Source organism: Salinicola sp. JS01 (assembly GCF_030284585.1).
In the GTDB taxonomy this organism is placed as follows: Bacteria; Pseudomonadota; Gammaproteobacteria; order Pseudomonadales; family Halomonadaceae; genus Salinicola.
Window position 1 is genome coordinate 659984 of the sequence record NZ_CP127244.1, and the last position, 17558, is coordinate 677541.

17 protein-coding genes are annotated in these 17558 nt (G+C 68.2%); 5 read left to right on the forward strand and 12 right to left on the reverse strand.

Going from position 1 to position 17558, the window contains the following annotated elements; genetic code table 11:
• Positions 1-131: 131 nt before the first annotated feature.
• From QO259_RS03170 to hexR, 4 genes are all read right to left on the reverse strand, one after another.
• The gene (locus QO259_RS03170) at positions 132-1628 is read right to left on the reverse strand and encodes a PhnE/PtxC family ABC transporter permease (RefSeq protein WP_285951763.1); all 1497 of its coding nucleotides are present in this window, start codon (positions 1626-1628) and stop codon (positions 132-134) included.
• A complete protein-coding gene (locus QO259_RS03175) occupies positions 1625-2317 on the reverse strand; it encodes an ATP-binding cassette domain-containing protein (RefSeq protein WP_285951764.1) in 693 nt (230 codons plus the stop codon). The genes QO259_RS03170 and QO259_RS03175 overlap by 4 nt, the downstream gene beginning before the upstream one ends.
• A 6-nt stretch (positions 2318-2323) precedes the next feature.
• Positions 2324-3175 carry a putative selenate ABC transporter substrate-binding protein gene (locus QO259_RS03180; protein WP_035476025.1) on the reverse strand — a complete coding sequence of 284 codons (852 nt, stop codon included), beginning with the start codon at positions 3173-3175 and terminating at the stop codon, positions 2324-2326.
• 139 nt (positions 3176-3314) lie between these two features.
• Positions 3315-4175: a transcriptional regulator HexR gene (gene hexR, locus QO259_RS03185; protein WP_207031366.1), complete on the reverse strand. Its 861-nt coding sequence runs from the start codon at positions 4173-4175 to the stop codon at positions 3315-3317.
• 235 nt (positions 4176-4410) lie between these two features.
• On the opposite strand from hexR, the gene zwf reads away from it, so the two are divergent.
• From zwf to QO259_RS03205, 4 genes are all read left to right on the forward strand, one after another.
• Positions 4411-5895 (forward strand): glucose-6-phosphate dehydrogenase, encoded by a 1485-nt coding sequence (gene zwf / locus QO259_RS03190; protein WP_285951765.1) that lies wholly within the window; start codon positions 4411-4413, stop codon positions 5893-5895.
• Positions 5882-6556 carry a 6-phosphogluconolactonase gene (gene pgl, locus QO259_RS03195; RefSeq protein ID WP_285951766.1) on the forward strand — a complete coding sequence of 225 codons (675 nt, stop codon included), beginning with the start codon at positions 5882-5884 and terminating at the stop codon, positions 6554-6556. The genes zwf and pgl overlap by 14 nt, the downstream gene beginning before the upstream one ends.
• Positions 6557-6628: 72 nt before the next feature.
• Positions 6629-7294, forward strand: a complete 666-nt coding sequence (locus tag QO259_RS03200; protein WP_285951767.1) for a bifunctional 4-hydroxy-2-oxoglutarate aldolase/2-dehydro-3-deoxy-phosphogluconate aldolase — start codon at positions 6629-6631, stop codon at positions 7292-7294.
• Positions 7295-7424: 130 nt separating this feature from the next.
• Positions 7425-8201 carry a 3-hydroxybutyrate dehydrogenase gene (locus tag QO259_RS03205; RefSeq protein WP_285951768.1) on the forward strand — a complete coding sequence of 259 codons (777 nt, stop codon included), beginning with the start codon at positions 7425-7427 and terminating at the stop codon, positions 8199-8201.
• A gap of 34 nt (positions 8202-8235) precedes the next feature.
• On the opposite strand, the gene QO259_RS03210 is transcribed toward QO259_RS03205, so the two are convergent.
• From QO259_RS03210 to QO259_RS03220, 3 genes are read right to left on the reverse strand one after another with little or no spacing between them, the layout of a single operon-like run.
• On the reverse strand, positions 8236-9429 hold the full coding sequence (locus QO259_RS03210; protein WP_285951769.1) for an acetyl-CoA C-acetyltransferase: 1194 nt from the start codon (positions 9427-9429) through the stop codon (positions 8236-8238).
• On the reverse strand, positions 9422-10069 hold the full coding sequence (locus QO259_RS03215; RefSeq protein ID WP_285951770.1) for a CoA transferase subunit B: 648 nt from the start codon (positions 10067-10069) through the stop codon (positions 9422-9424). Before QO259_RS03215 ends, QO259_RS03210 begins: the two co-directional genes overlap by 8 nt.
• A gap of 1 nt (position 10070) precedes the next feature.
• Positions 10071-10808 carry a CoA transferase subunit A gene (locus tag QO259_RS03220; RefSeq protein ID WP_285951771.1) on the reverse strand — a complete coding sequence of 246 codons (738 nt, stop codon included), beginning with the start codon at positions 10806-10808 and terminating at the stop codon, positions 10071-10073.
• 143 nt (positions 10809-10951) lie between these two features.
• On the opposite strand from QO259_RS03220, the gene QO259_RS03225 reads away from it, so the two are divergent.
• Positions 10952-11848, forward strand: a complete 897-nt coding sequence (locus QO259_RS03225; RefSeq protein WP_285951772.1) for a LysR family transcriptional regulator — start codon at positions 10952-10954, stop codon at positions 11846-11848.
• Here the strand turns inward: QO259_RS03225 and QO259_RS03230 are convergent.
• From QO259_RS03230 to edd, 5 genes are all read right to left on the reverse strand, one after another.
• Entirely contained in the window at positions 11822-12790 is a 969-nt protein-coding gene (locus QO259_RS03230) for a carbohydrate kinase family protein (protein ID WP_285951773.1), read from the reverse strand. The two genes, QO259_RS03225 and QO259_RS03230, sit on opposite strands and share 27 nt — an antisense overlap.
• A 107-nt stretch (positions 12791-12897) precedes the next feature.
• Complete coding sequence (locus QO259_RS03235; RefSeq protein WP_207031344.1) at positions 12898-13773, reverse strand: aldo/keto reductase; 876 nt, start codon at positions 13771-13773, stop codon at positions 12898-12900.
• Entirely contained in the window at positions 13766-14674 is a 909-nt protein-coding gene (locus tag QO259_RS03240) for a D-hexose-6-phosphate mutarotase (RefSeq protein ID WP_285951774.1), read from the reverse strand. Before QO259_RS03240 ends, QO259_RS03235 begins: the two co-directional genes overlap by 8 nt.
• Complete coding sequence (gene glk, locus QO259_RS03245) at positions 14671-15630, reverse strand: glucokinase (RefSeq protein WP_207031340.1); 960 nt, start codon at positions 15628-15630, stop codon at positions 14671-14673. Before glk ends, QO259_RS03240 begins: the two co-directional genes overlap by 4 nt.
• Positions 15627-17489 (reverse strand): phosphogluconate dehydratase, encoded by a 1863-nt coding sequence (gene edd / locus QO259_RS03250; RefSeq protein ID WP_035476042.1) that lies wholly within the window; start codon positions 17487-17489, stop codon positions 15627-15629. Before edd ends, glk begins: the two co-directional genes overlap by 4 nt.
• Positions 17490-17558: the final 69 nt, after the last annotated feature.

The following is a 17558-nucleotide window of genomic DNA, read 5'->3' on the forward strand; positions in this document are numbered from 1 at the left end:
AGACGGCAAGTTGCGATGCCGGCGAGTGAAGGGTTCTGACCCGATAGGTTCTCTTGGATGCCCGGCTTCCCGCTGGGCATTGTTTTTTTGTGGGGTCGTCGTCGGGAATCACTCGCGTCCTTCGTCCCAGCTCAGCGGCTGCACGGATCGTCGACCGGCACCTCGCGCGGGCGGAAGCGGCGGGCGGCGGCGTCGACCGCGATGTTGAGCCCGGCGGTGATCAGCAGCAGAAAGAGTGCCTGATCGAACATCAGGTATTCGAAGCTGGAGTCGATGTAGAACCCCAAGGTGGCGACGCCGAGCATGCCCAGCAGGGCGGTCTCGCGCAGGATCACTTCGGCGCGGTAGCACAGCAGTGCCAGCAGGTTGGGATAGAGCCGCGGCAGTAGCTCGTAGGCGTAGCGCCCCGAGGCCGGCAGCCCGGGCATGCCGGGAGTGAGGCCATCGGCGTGGCGCGCCACCAGGAAGGCGATCAGCGCGCCGTTGTGCAGCGCCAGTGCCAGCCACGCCGGCAGCATCGATGGCCCCAGCAGAAGCAGGAAGACGAACGCCAGCATCAGCTCCGGGGTCGAGCGCACCATCACCAGTGCCAGGCGGCCCAGCCCACGGCTGGCCCGGTTGCCGAAATGGCGACTGGCCAGCGGCCACAGCAGCAATGCCAGTACCAGACTTCCCACCATCCCCATCAGCGCCAGCAGCAGGGTGTTGCCGATTGCCGGCAGCAGATCCGGCATGTCGCGTACCCAGGCCAGCAGTCCCGTCAGATCGCCGGCGAGCAGCGGTGCCGGCCACAGATCGTGGCTGACGAAGCGCCACAGCAGCGCACCATCGACCTCGGGCAATGGCCCGAGCCAGTAGAGCCCGGCGATCAGCAGCAGCGGCAGCAGGCGGCGATGCCCCCACCAGTGCAGCGTCGCGATCAGCAGATAGAAGACCCACAGCAGGGCCCCGGCTTCGCCGAAGCGGCCCTCGCGGAAAGCACTCTCGAGGTAGAAGCCCAGCGTCGGCAGGCCGACGAAGCCGAGCAGTACGCTGGCGCGCATGGCGCACTCGAAGCGGTAGCGGGTGTAGCTCGCCAAGCGCTCCCACACCAGCGGCAGTTCGGCATAGATGAAGCGTGACACGCGGCCGGTGCCGGCGGGTAGTGCAGCCGAGGGCGCGCGCGGGGTCAGCTCGAGGATCTCGGCGTAGACCTTGGCGAAGATCCCGGCATAGGGGATCGCCAGCGCGGCCAGTGCAGTGACCGCCGAGAGCCCGAACACTTGCAGGAACAGCAGCGCCCAGAACAGCTCGTGGATCGCGCGGACAAAGGCGCACAGCGCGCGCAGTGTGCGTGACCGCGGGAAGACCAGTGCCAGCGGAAACCCCAGCAGCGCGCCGAGGAAGGTACCCCACAGCGCCACGCTGACGGTGAGCGCGATGGCGTGGAGCGGGTTCTCCAGGGCCAGCCAGTCCGGCCAGGCCAGGCCGCGGGCCATGCGCCAAAGCTCCGCCCAGGGGTCGGCGGCGGTGATCTCGAGGTCGGCCAGCGGCAGCAGCAGCAGACACAGTGCCACCAGCGCCAGCGAGCGCCGGGCGAGGGTGAGGCCGGGGCTGTCACCGCGCAGCCAGCCGGGTGCCGCGCTCATGCGGAGGTGGCGGCGCTGATCGAGGCGGCCGCGGCGTCGGGGTAGAGCGCGTCGAGATCGGCCAGAGTGAGCTCACGGCTGGCGGCATCCAGCTGAACCTGGCCGTCGCGCAGCCCGATCACCCGGTCGAAGTGGCTCAGCGCCAGACGGTGCTGATGCAGCGCGATGACGCTGGTGGCGTGCTGGCGCTGGATCCGCTGCAACAGACGCAGGGCCTGGTGCGGATCGACGCTGGCCAGCGGCTCGTCGCCCAGGAAGACGTCGCGCTGCTGATAGAGCGCGCGGGCGATCGCCACGCGCTGGCGCTGCCCACCGGAGAGACGCTCCACCGGGCGGCGCAGCAGACCGTCGAGGCCGAGCTCGGCGCACAGCGCTTCGATCGCCTGCCAGGCATCGCGATTCGGCCGCAACAGGTTGAGCAGGTTGGCCAGGGCGCCGTGGCGCTCCAGCCGGCCCATGTAAACGTTGTGGTAGACCGAGAGCAGCGGCACCAGGCCATGGCTCTGCGGGCACCAGGCGGCGTGCGGTTCGAGCCGGGCGCGGATCGCACTCAGCAGAGTCGACTTGCCGGCACCGCTCTGGCCCAACAGCGCCACCTGCTCGCCGTGTTCCAGGGTCAGCGACAGCCCCGGCAGCACGACCCGGTCGGCGTGCCCCAGGTCGTCACCGTCGAAGCGAAGGAGCGGCACGCGGTCTCAGCGCAGCAGGCCGATCGACTCACCGACCTCTTCGATCGGCGCATAGTCGGCGTTGCTGGCCGGGATGAAGCCGGAGCGCGGGAAGCTCTCGAGCAGGGCGGGGTCGGTCATCTCGAGCAGCGCCTTCTGTACCTTGGCGCTGAAGCCCTCGCCGTAGCGCGCGTCGACGTCGCCGCGCACGGTCCACTGATAGTCGGGGTAGGTGGGCGACTTCCAGATCACTGCGACCTTGTCGGTATCCACACGGCCATCGGCCACCGCTGCCTGCCATACGGTGAAGTTGACCGCGCCGACGTCATAGGTGCCGGACTCGACCAGCGCGATGGTACGCGAGTGGTCGCCGGAGAAGCCGACCCGCGAAAAGACCTTGTCGGGGGCTGCATCGAAGCGCTGGCGGATGAAGTGCTCGGGCATCAGTCGCCCCGAGGTCGAGGTCTTGGCGCCGAAGGTGAAGCTGTGTCCGCGCACCGCCTCGGGCAGCGCCGTCTCGGAAGGGGCGATGTCGGCTTGCGTGTTGGCGATGAAGTAGCTGCGGAACTCGGCGTCCTCCTTGCCTTGGGCAATGGCCTGGGAGCCGGGTACCAGGCGGCGCGCCTGAACCCCTGAGAGGCCACCGAACCAGGCCAGCTGTACCTGGTCGTTGCGGAAGGCGGTCACTGCCGCGCCGTAGGAGGTCACCGGCACGTACTCGACCTCGACCCCGAGCTTGTCCGAGAGATAGTCGGCGACCTTGGAGAAGCGCTCGACCAGGCGCGACTGGTCCTCGTCCGGAATCGCGGTGAAGCGGAAAGTGTCGGCTTGCGAGACGCTGCCGACCAGCATCAGGACCAGAGCGAACAACCAGCGCATGGCGTGACCTCGAATAGGGGGAGTCGAACAAGACTTGTCATTGGGCAGGCGCGGTCGCGGGTCAATGACCTGCGACCGCGCCTCGGCACTCATGATAACCGCTTTTGCCGCCGACCTTTAAGATATCGCGGCCTGCCCTTCACTCCTTGGCGGGCGGGAACTTGGTCGGGCGCAGGCTCTCCTTGATCTTGCGCAGATGCGGCAGGAAGGACTTGCCGCGGCGCAGCGTGACGCCGGTGGCCAGCACGTCGATCAGCGCCATGTGAATCATGCGCGAGGCCATCGGCATGTAGACCTCGGTGTCCTCGGCCAGGTCGACCGGCAGCAGGTCGGTGCACACCTCGGCCAGCGGCGAGCTCTCGCGGGTAATGCCGATCACCGTGGCGCCGCTCTCGCTGGCGAGCTGGGCCACCTCGACCAGCTCGCGGGTGCGCCCGGTGTAGGAGATCACCACGATGACGTCGCCGGTGTGGGCGGCGGCGGCGATCATGCGCTGGGTCAGCACGTCGTTGTGCGCCGCGACCGGCAGATTGAAGCGGAAGAACTTGTTGTGGGCGTCGAAGGCGGCAGGCGCCGAGGCGCCGAGGGCGAAGAAGTTGATCTGCCGCGCCTGCGAAAGATGATCGACCACGCGTTCGATGCGCTTGGGGTCGACCGTGCGCCGTGCTTCGTCGAGGGCGGCGATGGTCGCACCGATGATCTTGTCGGTGTAGGCGCCGGCGTCGTCGTCGCTCTCCACGCTGCGGCTGACATAGGGGGTGCCGCCGGCCAGACTCTGCGCCAGCTGGATCTTGAAGTCGGGATAACCCTTGGTGTCGAAGTTGCGGCAGAATCGGTTGACGGTCGGTTCGCTCACCGTGGCAGCCTGTGCCAGAGTGGCTATGCTCATGCCAATCGCGGCATCGGGGTCGCGCAGAATCACGTCGGCGACCTTGCGTTCCGATCGGTTCAGCTCGTCGATCCGCGTTCGGATCCGGGCGATGAGATCGTGGTTGGCCATGCTAGCGGTGAGTCTCCTGGCAGCGGGGCGTGCCATCACGGTTTGACACAAACCCTGCATCCTAGCCCGCGGCGCCGGTGGCGCCAAGCGATGCCGGCCGAGCGCGCCACCGCAAGCGGTAAGTGAGTGACCGAATCCGCCGCCTTCGCGCGCACATGATGCGCAAGTCGCGTGTCAACTCGGCCCGGAATGGCGTATTTTATTCGTAAATTAACCACACAAGCGGAGGGAGGCAATGTCTCGAGAGGCAACGCCCAATGTGGATCTGGCGCTGTTCGGGGCGCTGGGCGATCTGGCGCTACGCAAGCTCTACCCGGCACTCTACCATCTCGACCGGGATGGTCTGCTGGGCGAGCAGACGCGCATCCTCGGCCTGGCCCGACGCGAGCACGACGCCGACAGCTTCCGCGACACGGTGCTGGGAATGCTCAAGAAGCGGGTCAAGCCGAAGGAGCAGGATCAGGCCTGTATCGACCGCTTCCTGGCGCGCCTGGACTACTGCCAGCTCGATTTCGACACCGTCGAGGGCTATGAGCAGATCCGTGACTGGCACGCTCGCAGCGCCGATGACAACTGCCCGCTGACCATCTATCTGGCGGTGCCGGCCAGCATCTATGGCGCCATCTGCGCCAACCTGGAGCGCAGCGGCAGCCTCGACGACACCTCGCGCGTGGTGGTCGAGAAGCCGATCGGCTACGACCTCGCCTCCTCCCACGAGATCAACGACGCCATCGGCTCGGTCTTCCCCGAGTCGCGGATCTACCGCATCGACCACTATCTGGGCAAGGAGACGGTGCAGAACCTCATCGCGCTGCGCTTCGCCAACCCGATGTTCGGCAACCAGTGGAACCAGAGCCAGATCTCCCACGTCGAGATCACCGTGGCCGAACAGGTCGGTATCGAAGGGCGCTGGGGCTACTTCGACAAGGCCGGCCAGCTGCGCGACATGGTCCAGAACCATCTGCTCCAGCTGCTCACCATGCTGGCCATGGACCCGCCGGCCAACCTCGACGCCGACGCCATCCGCGACGAGAAGGTCAAGGTGCTCAAGGCGCTCAAGCCGATCGAGGGCGAGGCGCTCAACCGCCACGTGGTGCGCGGCCAGTACGTCGCCGGTGCCATCAACGGCGAAAACGTGCCCGGCTACCTGGAAGAGGAGGACGCCAACACCTCGAGCACCACCGAGACCTTCGTCGCCATGCGCCTCGAGGTCGCCAACTGGCGCTGGGCCGGCGTGCCGTTCTATCTGCGCACCGGCAAGCGCATGCCGGAGAAGCTCTCGCAGATCGTCATCCACTTTCGTCAGCAGCCGCACTACATCTTCGATCCCGACCAGCGCAATCTCGCCGCCAACAAGCTGGTGATCCGGCTGCAGCCGGAAGAGGGCATCGCGCTGCAGGTGCTGACCAAGGATGGCGGGCTCGACAAAGGCATGCGCCTGCGCCCCGGCCCGCTGCACCTCGACTTCAACCACGCCTTCCCCAAGGCGCGTATTCCCGACGCCTACGAGCGTCTGCTGCTGGAGGTGATGAAGGGGCAGCAGTATCTGTTCGTGCGTCGTGACGAGATCGAGTACGCCTGGAAGTGGGTCGACCAGCTGATCGACGGTTGGGAGAAGCGCGATATTCCGCCGCGGCGCTATCCGGCGGGCTCCTGGGGGCCGGTGGCGTCGATCGCCATGATCACCCAGGACGGGCGCTCCTGGTATGAAGACTACTGACAGCGGTCGTGACCGCCTCGGCGCGCAGCTCGCCGAGGCCGCCGCGGCGGCGCTTTCGAGCGATCTCGCCAGTCAGCCGCGGGTGCTGCTGGTGCTCTCCGGTGGCACCACGCCGACGCCGTTTTTGCGCAACCTCGCCGCGCAGCCGCTCGACTGGTCGCGGGTCGATGTCACCCTGACCGATGAGCGCTGGGTCGACGCCGACCACCCGGACAGCAATGCGCGCCTGCTGCGCGAAACGCTGCTGACCGGGCCCGCGGCCGCGGCGACCCTGCATCCGCTGACCAGCGACCACGCCACGCCGGAAGAGGGCGCGGCGAGCGTCGCCGCACGTCTCGATACCCTGCCATGGCCGGCCAGTCTGGTGGTGCTGGGGATGGGCGGTGATGGCCACACCGCGTCGCTGTTTCCCGATAGTCTCGAGCTGGGGCTGGCCCTTTGCAGCGACGAAGCGGCGGTGGCAGTGCGCGCGCCCAGCGCCAGCCATCCCCGTCTTACGCTGAGTGCCGCGCGTCTGCATGCCGCCCGGCGCCACGCGCTGCATATCGTCGGCGACGCCAAGCGTACGGTGCTGGCGCGGGCGCTCGCGGGGGACGACGTGCGTGAACTGCCGATCCGGGCCTTTCTGAGCTGCCCGCTGGCGATCTACTGGGCGCCCTGAACGGGGCGCCGATGCTCGGGGCTCACCGACTACCGGGCACCCGTCACCGATCATTCAACGAGGAACCTTGTCATGTCATCCGCCCCCCATCTCCTGCCGCAGGCGCAGACCGATCGTCTCGATGCCATCTGTCGCGCCACCTCGATCATCCCGGTGCTGGTGATCGAGCGTCTCGACCACGCCGTGCCGCTGGCGCAGGCGCTGGTCGACGGCGGTCTCGACGTGCTCGAGATCACCCTGCGCACCGACTGCGCGGTGGAGGCCATGCAGCGCATCCGTGAAGCCCTGCCGGAAGTCACCCTGGGTGCCGGCACCGTGCTCGGCGTCGAGCAGTACCGCATCTGCGAGGAGCTCGGCGTCGACTTCGTGGTCACCCCGGGCACCACGCCGGCGCTGTTCGAGCACGGCATCGCCAGCGAAGTACCGCTGCTGCCCGGGGTGGCCACGGTCTCCGAGGTGGTCAACGGCTGGGAGCGCGGCTATCGTCGCTTCAAGTTCTTCCCCGCCGAGGCCAACGGCGGTGCCAAGGCGCTCAAGTCGTTCGGCGGGCCGCTGCCCGAGGCGCTGTTCTGCCCCACCGGCGGGGTGACCGTGGACAACGCTGCCGACTATCTGGCACTGCCCAACGTGATGTGTGTGGGCGGTTCGTGGATGGCGCCCAAGGCGCTGATCGACCAGCAGAATTGGGAAGAGATCACGCGCCTGACCCGCGAGGCGACGCAGCGCTATCCGCGCTAGACATTGTCTGAAACAGACGGCTCGTCTGAAACGCACGGCTGCTGAAAAGTACTGCGCTCTCCGCTTTACCAGGTGGCCTGCCGTCACGCGCTGGACGCATCGTTGATCGAACATCGAGAGAGGGTTGCATATGAGTCCTACGTCGCAGTCCGAGGCGCCACGCGTGGCGGTGGTCACCGGCAGCTCCAGCGGTATCGGGCGGGCGGTGGTGGAGACGCTGGCCGCCCGCGGCCAGCGTGTGCTGGCGGTGGATTTCAATCCCGACGGTCGGGCAGTCGCCGAGGCGGCCGGTGCGCGCTTTTTCGAGGCGGACCTGACTGATGGCGCCCAGTGCCGCGGCGCCATCGACGCTGCGGTCGAGGCATTCGGCGGGGTCGATATTCTGGTCAACAACGCCGGTATCCAGCACGTTGCCGATATCGCCCACTTCCCCGAGGAGAAGTGGCGCCAGATCCTCGATCTGATGCTCACCGCGCCCTTTCTGCTCACCCAGGCGGCGTGGCCCCATATGCAGCGCGGCGGCTGGGGGCGGATCGTCAATGTCGCCTCGATCCACGCCAAGGTGGCCTCGCCGGGCAAGGCGGCCTACGTCAGCGCCAAGCACGGCCTGATCGGTTTGACCCGCACCGCGGCGCTGGAAGGCGGCGAGCATGGCATCACCGCCAACGCCATCTGCCCGGCCTATGTGCGTACGCCGCTGGTGGAGAAGCAGATCGCCGATCAGGCGCGTCTGAACGCCATGGACGAGGCCGAGGTGGTGGAGAAGATCATGCTCGCCGGGGCGGCGGTCAAGCGGCTGATCGAGCCCGCCGAAGTCGCCGAGCTGGTGGCTTATCTGGTCTCCGACGGCGCGGCGGCGGTGACCGGGGCGGATTGGGGGATCGATCTAGGATGGACGGCCCGCTAGGCGCGAGAGCCTCGCGGGCCGCAGTGGGCCGGGGTCAGCCGCGTTCGATCGCGGTGGCCACCCCCTGGCCGCCGCCGATGCACAGCGTGGCCAGCCCGCGCGCGACGTCGCGGCGCTGCATCTCGTAGAGCAGGGTGACCAAGACGCGCGCCCCCGAAGCGCCGATCGGGTGGCCCAGCGCAATGGCGCCGCCGTTGACGTTGACCTTGTCGGCCGACCAGCCCAACTCCTTGGCCACCGCTAAGGTCTGCGCGGCGAAGGCTTCGTTGGCCTCGATCAGGTCGAGCTGCGCGAGCGTCCAGCCGGCACGTTGCAGACAGCGCCGGGTCGCCGGTACCGGGCCGATACCCATGGTGGCGGGGTCGACCGCGGCGTTGGCACAGGCGCGGATGGTCGCCAGCACCGGCAGGCCCAGCTCGCGGGCGCGCGCTGTGCTCATGATCAGCAGCGCACTGGCGCCGTCGTTGATCGCCGAGGCGTTGCCGGCGGTGACCGTCCCCTCCTTGCGAAAGGCCGGCTTGAGTCGGGCCAGCGACTCGATGCTGACGCTTTCGCGCGGCTGCTCGTCACGTTCGATCAGGATGGCGTCGCCGCGCCGCTGGGGCACCTCCACCGGGGTGATCTCGGCGTCGAAGCGTCCGGCGTCGCGGGCGGCCACCGCACGGCGCTGGGACTCGGCGGCGTAGGCGTCCTGGGCCTGGCGCGAGATCGCGTACTGTTCGGCCAGGTTCTCCGCGGTGATGCCCATGTGGTAGTCGTTGAAGGCGTCCCACAGGCCGTCCTGGATCAGGCTGTCGATCAGTTCGGCGTGGCCCATGCGCAGGCCGGTGCGCGCCTTGGGCAGCACGTAGGGCGCCAGGCTCATGTTCTCCATACCGCCGGCGACGACGATCTCGGCATCGCCGCAGCGGATCGCCTGGGCCGCCAGGTGCACCGCCTTGAGCCCCGAGCCGCACACCTTGTCGATGGTCATCGCCGGCACGCCGTCGGGCAGACCGGCTTCGATCGCCGCCTGGCGCGCGGTGTTCTGGCCCAGGCCGGCGCGCAGCACGTGGCCCATGATCACTTCGTCGACGCTGGCCGGGTCGATGCCGTCGAGCACCCGGCGGATGACCGTGGCGCCCAGGGTCACGGCGGGGACGCTGGAAAGCGCTCCCTGGAAGCTGCCGATGGGGGTGCGTGTGGCGGCGACGATGACCGCATCGCGGTCGTGGTTGGTATCAGGCATGCTGTGTCTCCCGCTTGTCGATCAGTTCGCAGCCGGTGGCCTCGCGAATCTCTTCCAAGGTCACCTCGGGGGCCAGCTCGACCAGCGCCAGGCCCTGGTCGGTGACGTCCATCACGCCGAGATCGGTAATGATACGATCGACCACCCCGACGCCGGTCAGCGGCAGGCTGCACTCATCGAGAATCTTGTGTTCGCCCTTGGCGGTGTGGGTCATCAGCACCACCACCCGCTGAACCCCGGCGACCAGATCCATGGCGCCGCCCATGCCCTTGACCATCTTGCCCGGGATCATCCAGTTGGCCAGGTCCCCCTTGGCCGAGACCTGCATCGCGCCGAGAATCGCCAGATTGATCTTGCCGCCACGGATCATGGCGAAGGACTCGGCGTTGTCGAAGTAGCTCGAGCCGGGCAGGGCGGTGACGGTCTGCTTGCCGGCGTTGATCAGGTCCGGGTCGACGGTCTCCGCGGTGGGGAAGGGGCCGATGCCGAGCAGGCCGTTTTCCGACTGCAGCCACACCTCCATGCCCTCGGGGATATAGTTGGCCACCAGTGTCGGCTGGCCGATTCCCAGATTGACGTAGAAGCCGTCGCGCAGTTCGCCGGCGGCGCGTTGCGCCATCTCTTCCTTGTTCCAGGCCATCTCAGTTGCCCTCCCTCAGGGTGCGTTTCTCGATGCGCTTCTCCGGGTTCGGGTTGTGCACCAGGCGATGGACGAAGATGCCCGGCAGGTGGATATCGTCGGGGTCGAGGGCGCCGGTCTCGACGATCTCCTCGACTTCGGCGACGCATACCCGGCCAGCCATGGCCGCGAGCGGGTTGAAGTTACGCGCGGTCTTGTTGAAGCGCAGGTTGCCGGCGCGGTCGGCGACCTGGGCCTTGACCAGCGCCACGTCCACCGGCAGGCCGCGCTCCATCACGTAGTGTTCGCCGTCGAACTCACGCACCTCCTTGCCTTCGGCGATCTTGGTGCCATAGCCGGTGCGGGTGTAGAAGGCGGCGATCCCGGCCCCGCCGGCGCGCAGGCGCTCGGCCAGGGTGCCTTGGGGGCAGAACTCGAGTTCCAGTTCGCCGGAGAGGTACTGGCGCTCGAACTCCTTGTTCTCGCCCACGTAGGAGGAGAGCATCTTCTTGATCTGGCGGGATTCGAGCAGCAGCCCCAGACCGAACCCGTCGACGCCGGCGTTGTTGCTGGCCACGGTCAGGTCGCGCTTGCCGCTGTCGCGCAGGGCCTGAATCAGCGCTTCGGGAATGCCGCACAGGCCGAAGCCGCCGACGGCCAGGGTCATGCCATCCTCGATCAGGCCATCGAGCGCGGCCTGCGCGCTGGGGTAGCACTTGCCGCGGGAACGGCGCTCTTGCGTTGCGGCGGTTTGGGTCATGGTGGGCCTCGGTGTAAGCGTTGGCGTTGTACTGTGCGGGTCATGACGACCTCGGTGTCTATGACTATGACCGCTCCCCGCGCTGTTATTAAATTTATTTTCGCCGATAATTATCGAGGTTTTCTCATTAATGAGGCGTTTTGATGACCGTCAAGCAGCTCCGAGCCTTTCTCGCGGTGGCCCAGACCCTGAGCTTCGCCCAGGCGTGCGAGCGGCTGCATGTGACCCAGTCGGCGCTGAGCCTGGCAGTGAAGTCGCTCGAGTCGCAGCTCGGCGGGGCGCTGTTCTCGCGCACCACGCGCCAGGTGCGGCTGACGCCGGAGGGAGAGACGTTGCTGCCGCTGGCGCGGCGGCTGCTGGCGGAGTGGGACGACGTCGAGGACGCCATGCGCCGACGTTTCCATCTGCAGCAGGGGCATCTGGCGATCGCCGCCATGCCGTCGTTCGCCTCCAACCGCCTGCCGCCGCTGATCGCCGCGTTCCGCCAGCGCCATCCGCGCATCGGTGTGACCATCCATGACGTGATCAACGAGCAGGTGGTGGAGATGGTGCTGACCCAGCGGGTCGAGTTCGGGATCGCCTTCGCGCCGCCGGCGCAGCAGGCGTTGGCCTTCACGCCGCTCTACCTCGATCGCTTCGTCGCCGCGGTGCCACCGGATTCGGCGCTGGCGGCGCTAGGCGAGGTTACCTGGGCGTCACTGCTCGAGTATCCCTTCATCACCCTGCAGCGGCCGTCACAGGTGCGCGTGGTGCTGGAGCGCCAGCTGGCGCAGCACGGCCTGAGCCTGCCGGTAGCGTTCGAGAGCCACCAACTGGCGACGGTGGGCCAACTGGTGGGCAAGGGGCTGGGCGTGAGCGCGGTGCCGGCGCTGTGTCGCGATCAGATGGAGGCGCTGGGGGTGCGCTGTCTGGCGCTCTCCGCGCCGACCATCGAGCGGCCGGTCGGCGTCGTCACCCGCGCCGACCAGCAGCTCTCTTCCACCGCGAGCGCCTTTCACGCGCTGGTGGTGGGCTCAGGAGGGGAGGTCGTCGAGGTCTGAGCTGCCCGGCAGCGCGGCGAAAGCGCCGGCGCGCATGGCAGTGAAGGCGCCGCAGCGGGCGGCGAAGACGAGTGCCGCTTCGAGCTTGGCTTCATCGGCGAGCCAGTCGGTGAGCGTCTCGCAGGTGACCTCGGCGCGCGACAGCGAAGCCAGCAGGCCACCGATGAAGGCGTCTCCAGCGGCGGTGGTGTCGACCGCCTTGACCTGGGGCGGCGACACCTGCAGCCGGCGCTCGGCGAGATACGCTTCCACCGGGCCGGGGCCGTCGGTGATCACGATCAGGCGCGTGCCGCGGGCCAGCCGGGCGCTGATCCACTCCTCCGCGCTGCGTTCGCCGCGCAGTTGGTCGAGCTCCTCCCGCGACAGCTTGATCAGGTGGGCGCGTTCGAGCAGCTGCTCGACCAGCGCCACATCGACCCGGCCCTGGGGCCACAGCAGCGGACGCAGGTTGGCGTCGACGCTGATCACGCAGCCGCCGCGGCGAGCGATGCTGGCCAGATCCAGCGTGGTGCGGGCGATCTCGGTGTCGGTGAGGCTGTTGCTGCACAGGTGCACCAGCGCCGGTTCGGCGAAGATGCCAGAGGGCAGGTGTTCGCGACGGTAGAGCAGATCCGCCGCCGGCGGGCGATAGAAGTCGAACTGGCGCTCGCCCTCGCGATCGCGGGAGACGAAGGCGAGGGCGGTGCGCGCGGCGCGGGTGCGCACCACATGCTGGGTATCCACACCGTGGGCGTCGAGCGCCTCGACGATGAAGTCGCCGAAGCGGTCGTCGCCGATCATGCCCAGGAACACGCTGGGCAGGCCCTGGCGGGCGCAGGCCACGGCCGCGTTGGCGGGGGCACCGCCGGCGTATGGGGTGAAGGTCTCGGGCCCGGTGTCGTCGCCCAGGCGGCTGGAGAGCATATCGACGAGGGCTTCGCCGAAGGCGATGATGGGGGTCATGGTGTTGGGGATCTCCATGGCTTTACGCTGTGTCTGAAAAATGCCTGCGCTCGCCGACTTTTCAGACAGAGCTTAGGTCCGGGGTGGCCACGCAGCGTCGGCGGTGCTCAGGGCACCCGGTAGCTGCGTGCTTCCTCGAGCAGCGCGAACCAGGTTGGGCGGTCGAGTTCGAGACTACCGTTCGCCAGCAGGCTTTCGATACGCTTTTCGTTCAAGGTGCCGATGACCGGGATCGGCCGCCCCGGCAGGCGCCGCAGCCAGGCCAGTGCGAGCCCGGCGGTGGTCGAGTCGAGACGCTCGGCGAGCTGGGAGAGCGCGCTGCCGAGTACGTCCTCGAACACCGAGCCGCCGCCCAGCGGCGACCACGCCATGGGCGCGAGGCCGTCGGCGACGATGGCGTCATAGAAGCCGTCGAACAGCGCATCCGGATGGGCCAGCGACAGCTTCAACTGATGCGCCCCCAGCTGGTGGTGCATCGCCGCCTGCAGGCGCCGCCACTGCTCGGGCAGAAAGTTTGAGACCCCCACCGTACCCACCTTGCCGGCATCGATGGCGGCATCCAGGGCGCGGCCGGTAGCCTCGGCGTCCATCAGTGGATCGGGCCGATGCAGCAGATAGTGGTCGAGCCGTTCGACCCCCAGGCGCTCGAGGGAGCCGTCGATGCTGGCGCTGAGATAGTCCGCCGAGGTGTCATAGTGCTTGACCCCGAACGGCGAGCGGTCGCGCCCGGGCGGCACGATGCCGCCCTTGGTCACGATGCGGATCTGCGCCCTGAGCGCCGGGCGCCGGCGCAGGGCGTCGCCGAAGCGCTGCTCGCACTGCCGGTCGGCGTAGATGTCGGCATGGTCGAACCAGTTGAGCCCCTGATCGACGCGCCTTTGCAGCCAGTCGCCGAGGGTGTCGGGGGCGTCGAATTCGGGGCGCTCGTGGAGGCGCATCATGCCCAGGATGAAGGGGACGTCGAACACCGGCGTCTCAGTCATGATCGGGGGCCTTGACGATGGTGGTGGCCAGCAGGTGCTGCCCGTCGGGCACCAGCCAGACCGGATCGACCCGGGTGCAGGCGGCCTCGACACAGAGGAAACGCTGACCGGCGTCGGCGGGGGTGTCTCCCGGCAGGCTTTCGCCCGGATGCCAGACCACGGTGGAGTCGCTGCCCTGCTTGGTGATCAGCAGGCGCCGCTGGCCGTCGTCGAGTACCACCGGGCGGTTGGACTGGTAGATCCGATCCAGCGCCCCGCGCACACCCAGCTCGCCCTGCTGCTGCTTCTCGGCGAAGCGCTCGAGCTTGTCCAGATAGCGCGCACCGGCCAGCCCCTCGACGCGGCAGCGGTGGGTGTCGGCGACCGCGAAGTAGGTGTGCAGCGCCCCGGTCAGCTTGACCGGCGTGGTGCCGGTATGGCGGGTGAACAGCTCGACGCTGAGTCTTTGCGCATTGGCGTGGATCACCGCGTTGGGGGTCAGCTCGTCGTGCAGGCGCTCCTGCGGCGAGAGATGGATCTCGACCCCGTTGCCGGAGAGATCTTCGTCGACCGCGTCCAGGCGCCACTCGGCGGTGCGTGCCGGGCCATGCATGGGACCCTGGCCGTCAGGCGATTCGTCGGCGAACCACGGCCAGCACAGCGGGATACCGCCGCGGATCGCCCCCGGCAGCGCCTGTGGCGTAGGCGTCACCCAGAGCCAGCCATCCTGCGGGTCGGGTGCCGGCCGGCCGCCTGCGGCTTCGCGGTCGAAAGGCAAGAAGTGCAGGACCTGCGCGCCCTGCAGCGAGAGCGCGAGCTGGCCCCACTCGGCATTGATCAGCAGCACGCGGCGGCCCTCCCAGGTCGCCTCGCGCTGGCCGTCGGTCGCCGCGATCAGATCGGCGAGCGTATCGGGAATCATGTCACTTCCTCGTTGTGCAGAGCTTCCGCCGCGCCCAGCAGGCCGGTCCACGGCGCCGTCACCACCCAGGTGGGGATGCCGGCAGTGTAAGCGCTCAAGCGGCCCTTGTCGGCAAAGGCGCGGCGGAAATCGCTGCGCGGCAGCCACTCGATCAGGCGCGGGGTGATGCCGCCGCAGAGATAGACCCCGCCCAGCGCGCCCAGCGTGAGCGCGGCGTCGCCGCACACGCTGCCCAGAATCTTGAGAAAGCGCATCAGTGTCTCGCGCGCGACCCGGTCACCGGCGCGTGCCGCGCCGGTGACCTCGGCGGGGGAGTTGTAGGCAGGGGTGGCACCGAGCAGCGCGGCGTGGGCGAGATAGAGATCGAGCAGCCCCTGACCGCACAGCAGGCGCTCGATCGAAACCCGGCCATAGCGGGCGCGAAAGAAGTCGAGTATCTGGCGCTCGCGCTCGTCGGTGGGGGCGAAGGTGGCGTGGCCGCCCTCGGTGGTTAGCGGGATCCAGTGGCGCTGGCTCGGCACCAGGCCGGCCATGCCCAGGCCGGTTCCGGGGCCGATCACCAGTCGCGGGCGGCGCGGCTCGGCCTCGCCGTCACCCACCGGAGTCAGGTCCTTGGCATCGATATGCGGAATGCCCAGGGCCTGGGCGGTGAAGTCGTTGATGACCTTGAAAGTGCCCAGGCCCAGCGTCTCGGCGGCCTCCTTCTTGGAGAACGCCCAGTCGTTGTTGGTCATCTTGACCCAATCTTCGTGCACCGGGCAGGCGAAGGCCAGGCACGCCTCGCGCGGGGCCTCGGCGCCGACCTTCTCGAGGTAGGCCCGAATCGCTTCGACCAGCCCCGCGTAGTGGTTGCAGGGCAGAGTCTCGATCGCCTGCAGCTCGACGCTGCCGGGTGCGACCAGAGCGAAGCGGGCGTTGGTGCCGCCGATATCGCCGACCAAGGCGAGTGTGGTCATGAATGCCCTCCAGGCAGATCGGCGGCGTCGAAGCCGCCGAAGACGGCGGCCCCTTCCTCGGCGCCGCCGACCAGTTGTCTGAAACCGGCGAAGAGTTCGCGGCCCATGCCGTGATGATAATGATCCAGGTCGCAGATTGCAGGTTCGCGACCGGCCCACTCGTCGGCATCGACCAGCGCCCGCAGTTCACCCTTGTCCGGATCGAGTCTGACCACGTCGCCGTCGCGCAGATAGGCCAGCGGGCCAGCGTCGACCGCCTCCGGGGTGACGTGGATGGCCGCCGGGACCTTGCCCGAGGCGCCCGACATGCGCCCGTCGGTGACCAGTGCGACGCGGTGGCCGCGATCCTGCAGGACCCCGAGGAAGGGCGTCAACTGATGCAGCTCGGGCATGCCGTTGGCCCGAGGGCCCTGGAAGCGCACCACCACGATCACGTCGCGATCGAGTTCGCCGCCCTCGAACGCCGCCTTGACCTGGCTCTGGTCGTCGAAGATACGCACCGGCGCCTCGACGTAACGGCTTTCCGGCTTGACCGCCGAGACCTTGATCACGCCGCGGCCGAGGTTGCCGTCGAGTACCGCCAGGCCGCCGGTGGGCGAGAAGGCACGGGCCACCGGCCGCACCACTTCCTCGTCGAGGCTCTCGCGGGTGCCCTCGCGCCACACCAGCTGGTCGCCGTCGAGGAACGGCTCCTGGGTGTAGGCGTGCATGTCGGTGCCGAAGGCGCTCTTGACGTCGGCGTGCATCAGCCCCGCGCCGAGCAGTTCCCGCACCAGCAGGCTGACCCCGCCGGCGGCATGGAAGTGGTTCACGTCGGCCTGACCGTTGGGGTAAATCCGGGTCAGGCTGGGAATCACTGTCGACAGCTCGGCGAAGTCGTCCCAGGTAATGGTGATGCCGACCGCCGCCGCCATCGCCACCAGGTGCAGGGTGTGGTTGGTCGAACCGCCTGAGGCGAGCAGGCCGATCATCGCGTTGACGATCGCCTTGGCGGTGATCTGGCGATAGAAGGGGTGGTAATCGCCGCCCTGTTCGCTGTTGCGAATGACCTGCTCGGTGCCGTAGCGGGTGATGGCGTCGCGTAGCGGGGTGCCGGGATTGACGAAGGACGTGCCCGGCAGGTGCAGCCCCATCATCTCCAGCATCAGCTGGTTGGAGTTGGCGGTGCCGTAGAAGGTGCAGGTTCCAGGGCTGTGATAGGACTCCGACTCCGCTTCGAGCAGTGCATCGCGGCCGACCTTGCCCTCGGCATAGAGCTGGCGGATACGCGATTTCTCGTTGTTGGGCAGGCCGCTGGGCATGGGGCCGGCGGGGACGAACAGCGCCGGCAGGTGGCCGAAGCGGGCCGCGCCGATGAACAGCCCCGGCACGATCTTGTCGCACACGCCGAGGTAGAGCGCGCCATCGAACATGTTGTGCGACAGCGCCACCGCGGTGGCCATGGCGATCACGTCACGCGAGAAGAGCGACAGCTCCATGCCGGGTTGGCCCTGGGTGACGCCGTCGCACATCGCCGGCACGCCACCTGCGAACTGCGCGGTGCAGCCCATGCCGCGGGCGGCCTGCTTGATCAGCTCGGGGAAGTGTTCGAGCGGCTGGTGCGCCGAAAGCATGTCGTTGTAGGAGGAGACGATGCCGATGTTGGCGCTGTTCATCAGCTTGAGACTGTTCTTGTCGCCGGCACCGCAGGCGGCGAAGCCGTGGGCCAGGTTGCCGCAGGAGAGCTCGCCGCGATGCACGCCACGCCGGTGCTGGCGCGCCATGCGTTCCTCATAGAGACGACGACGGTCGGCGGAACGGTCTTCGATACGTCGAGTCACGCGGTCGATCGTGGAGTTGAGCATCAGGGTCTGCCTCATCGAGCTATCGTGGTTGTTTGGTAAACTTACCAAAAAAATTGCCCGGTGGCCGTGAATGCGCCATTGGTA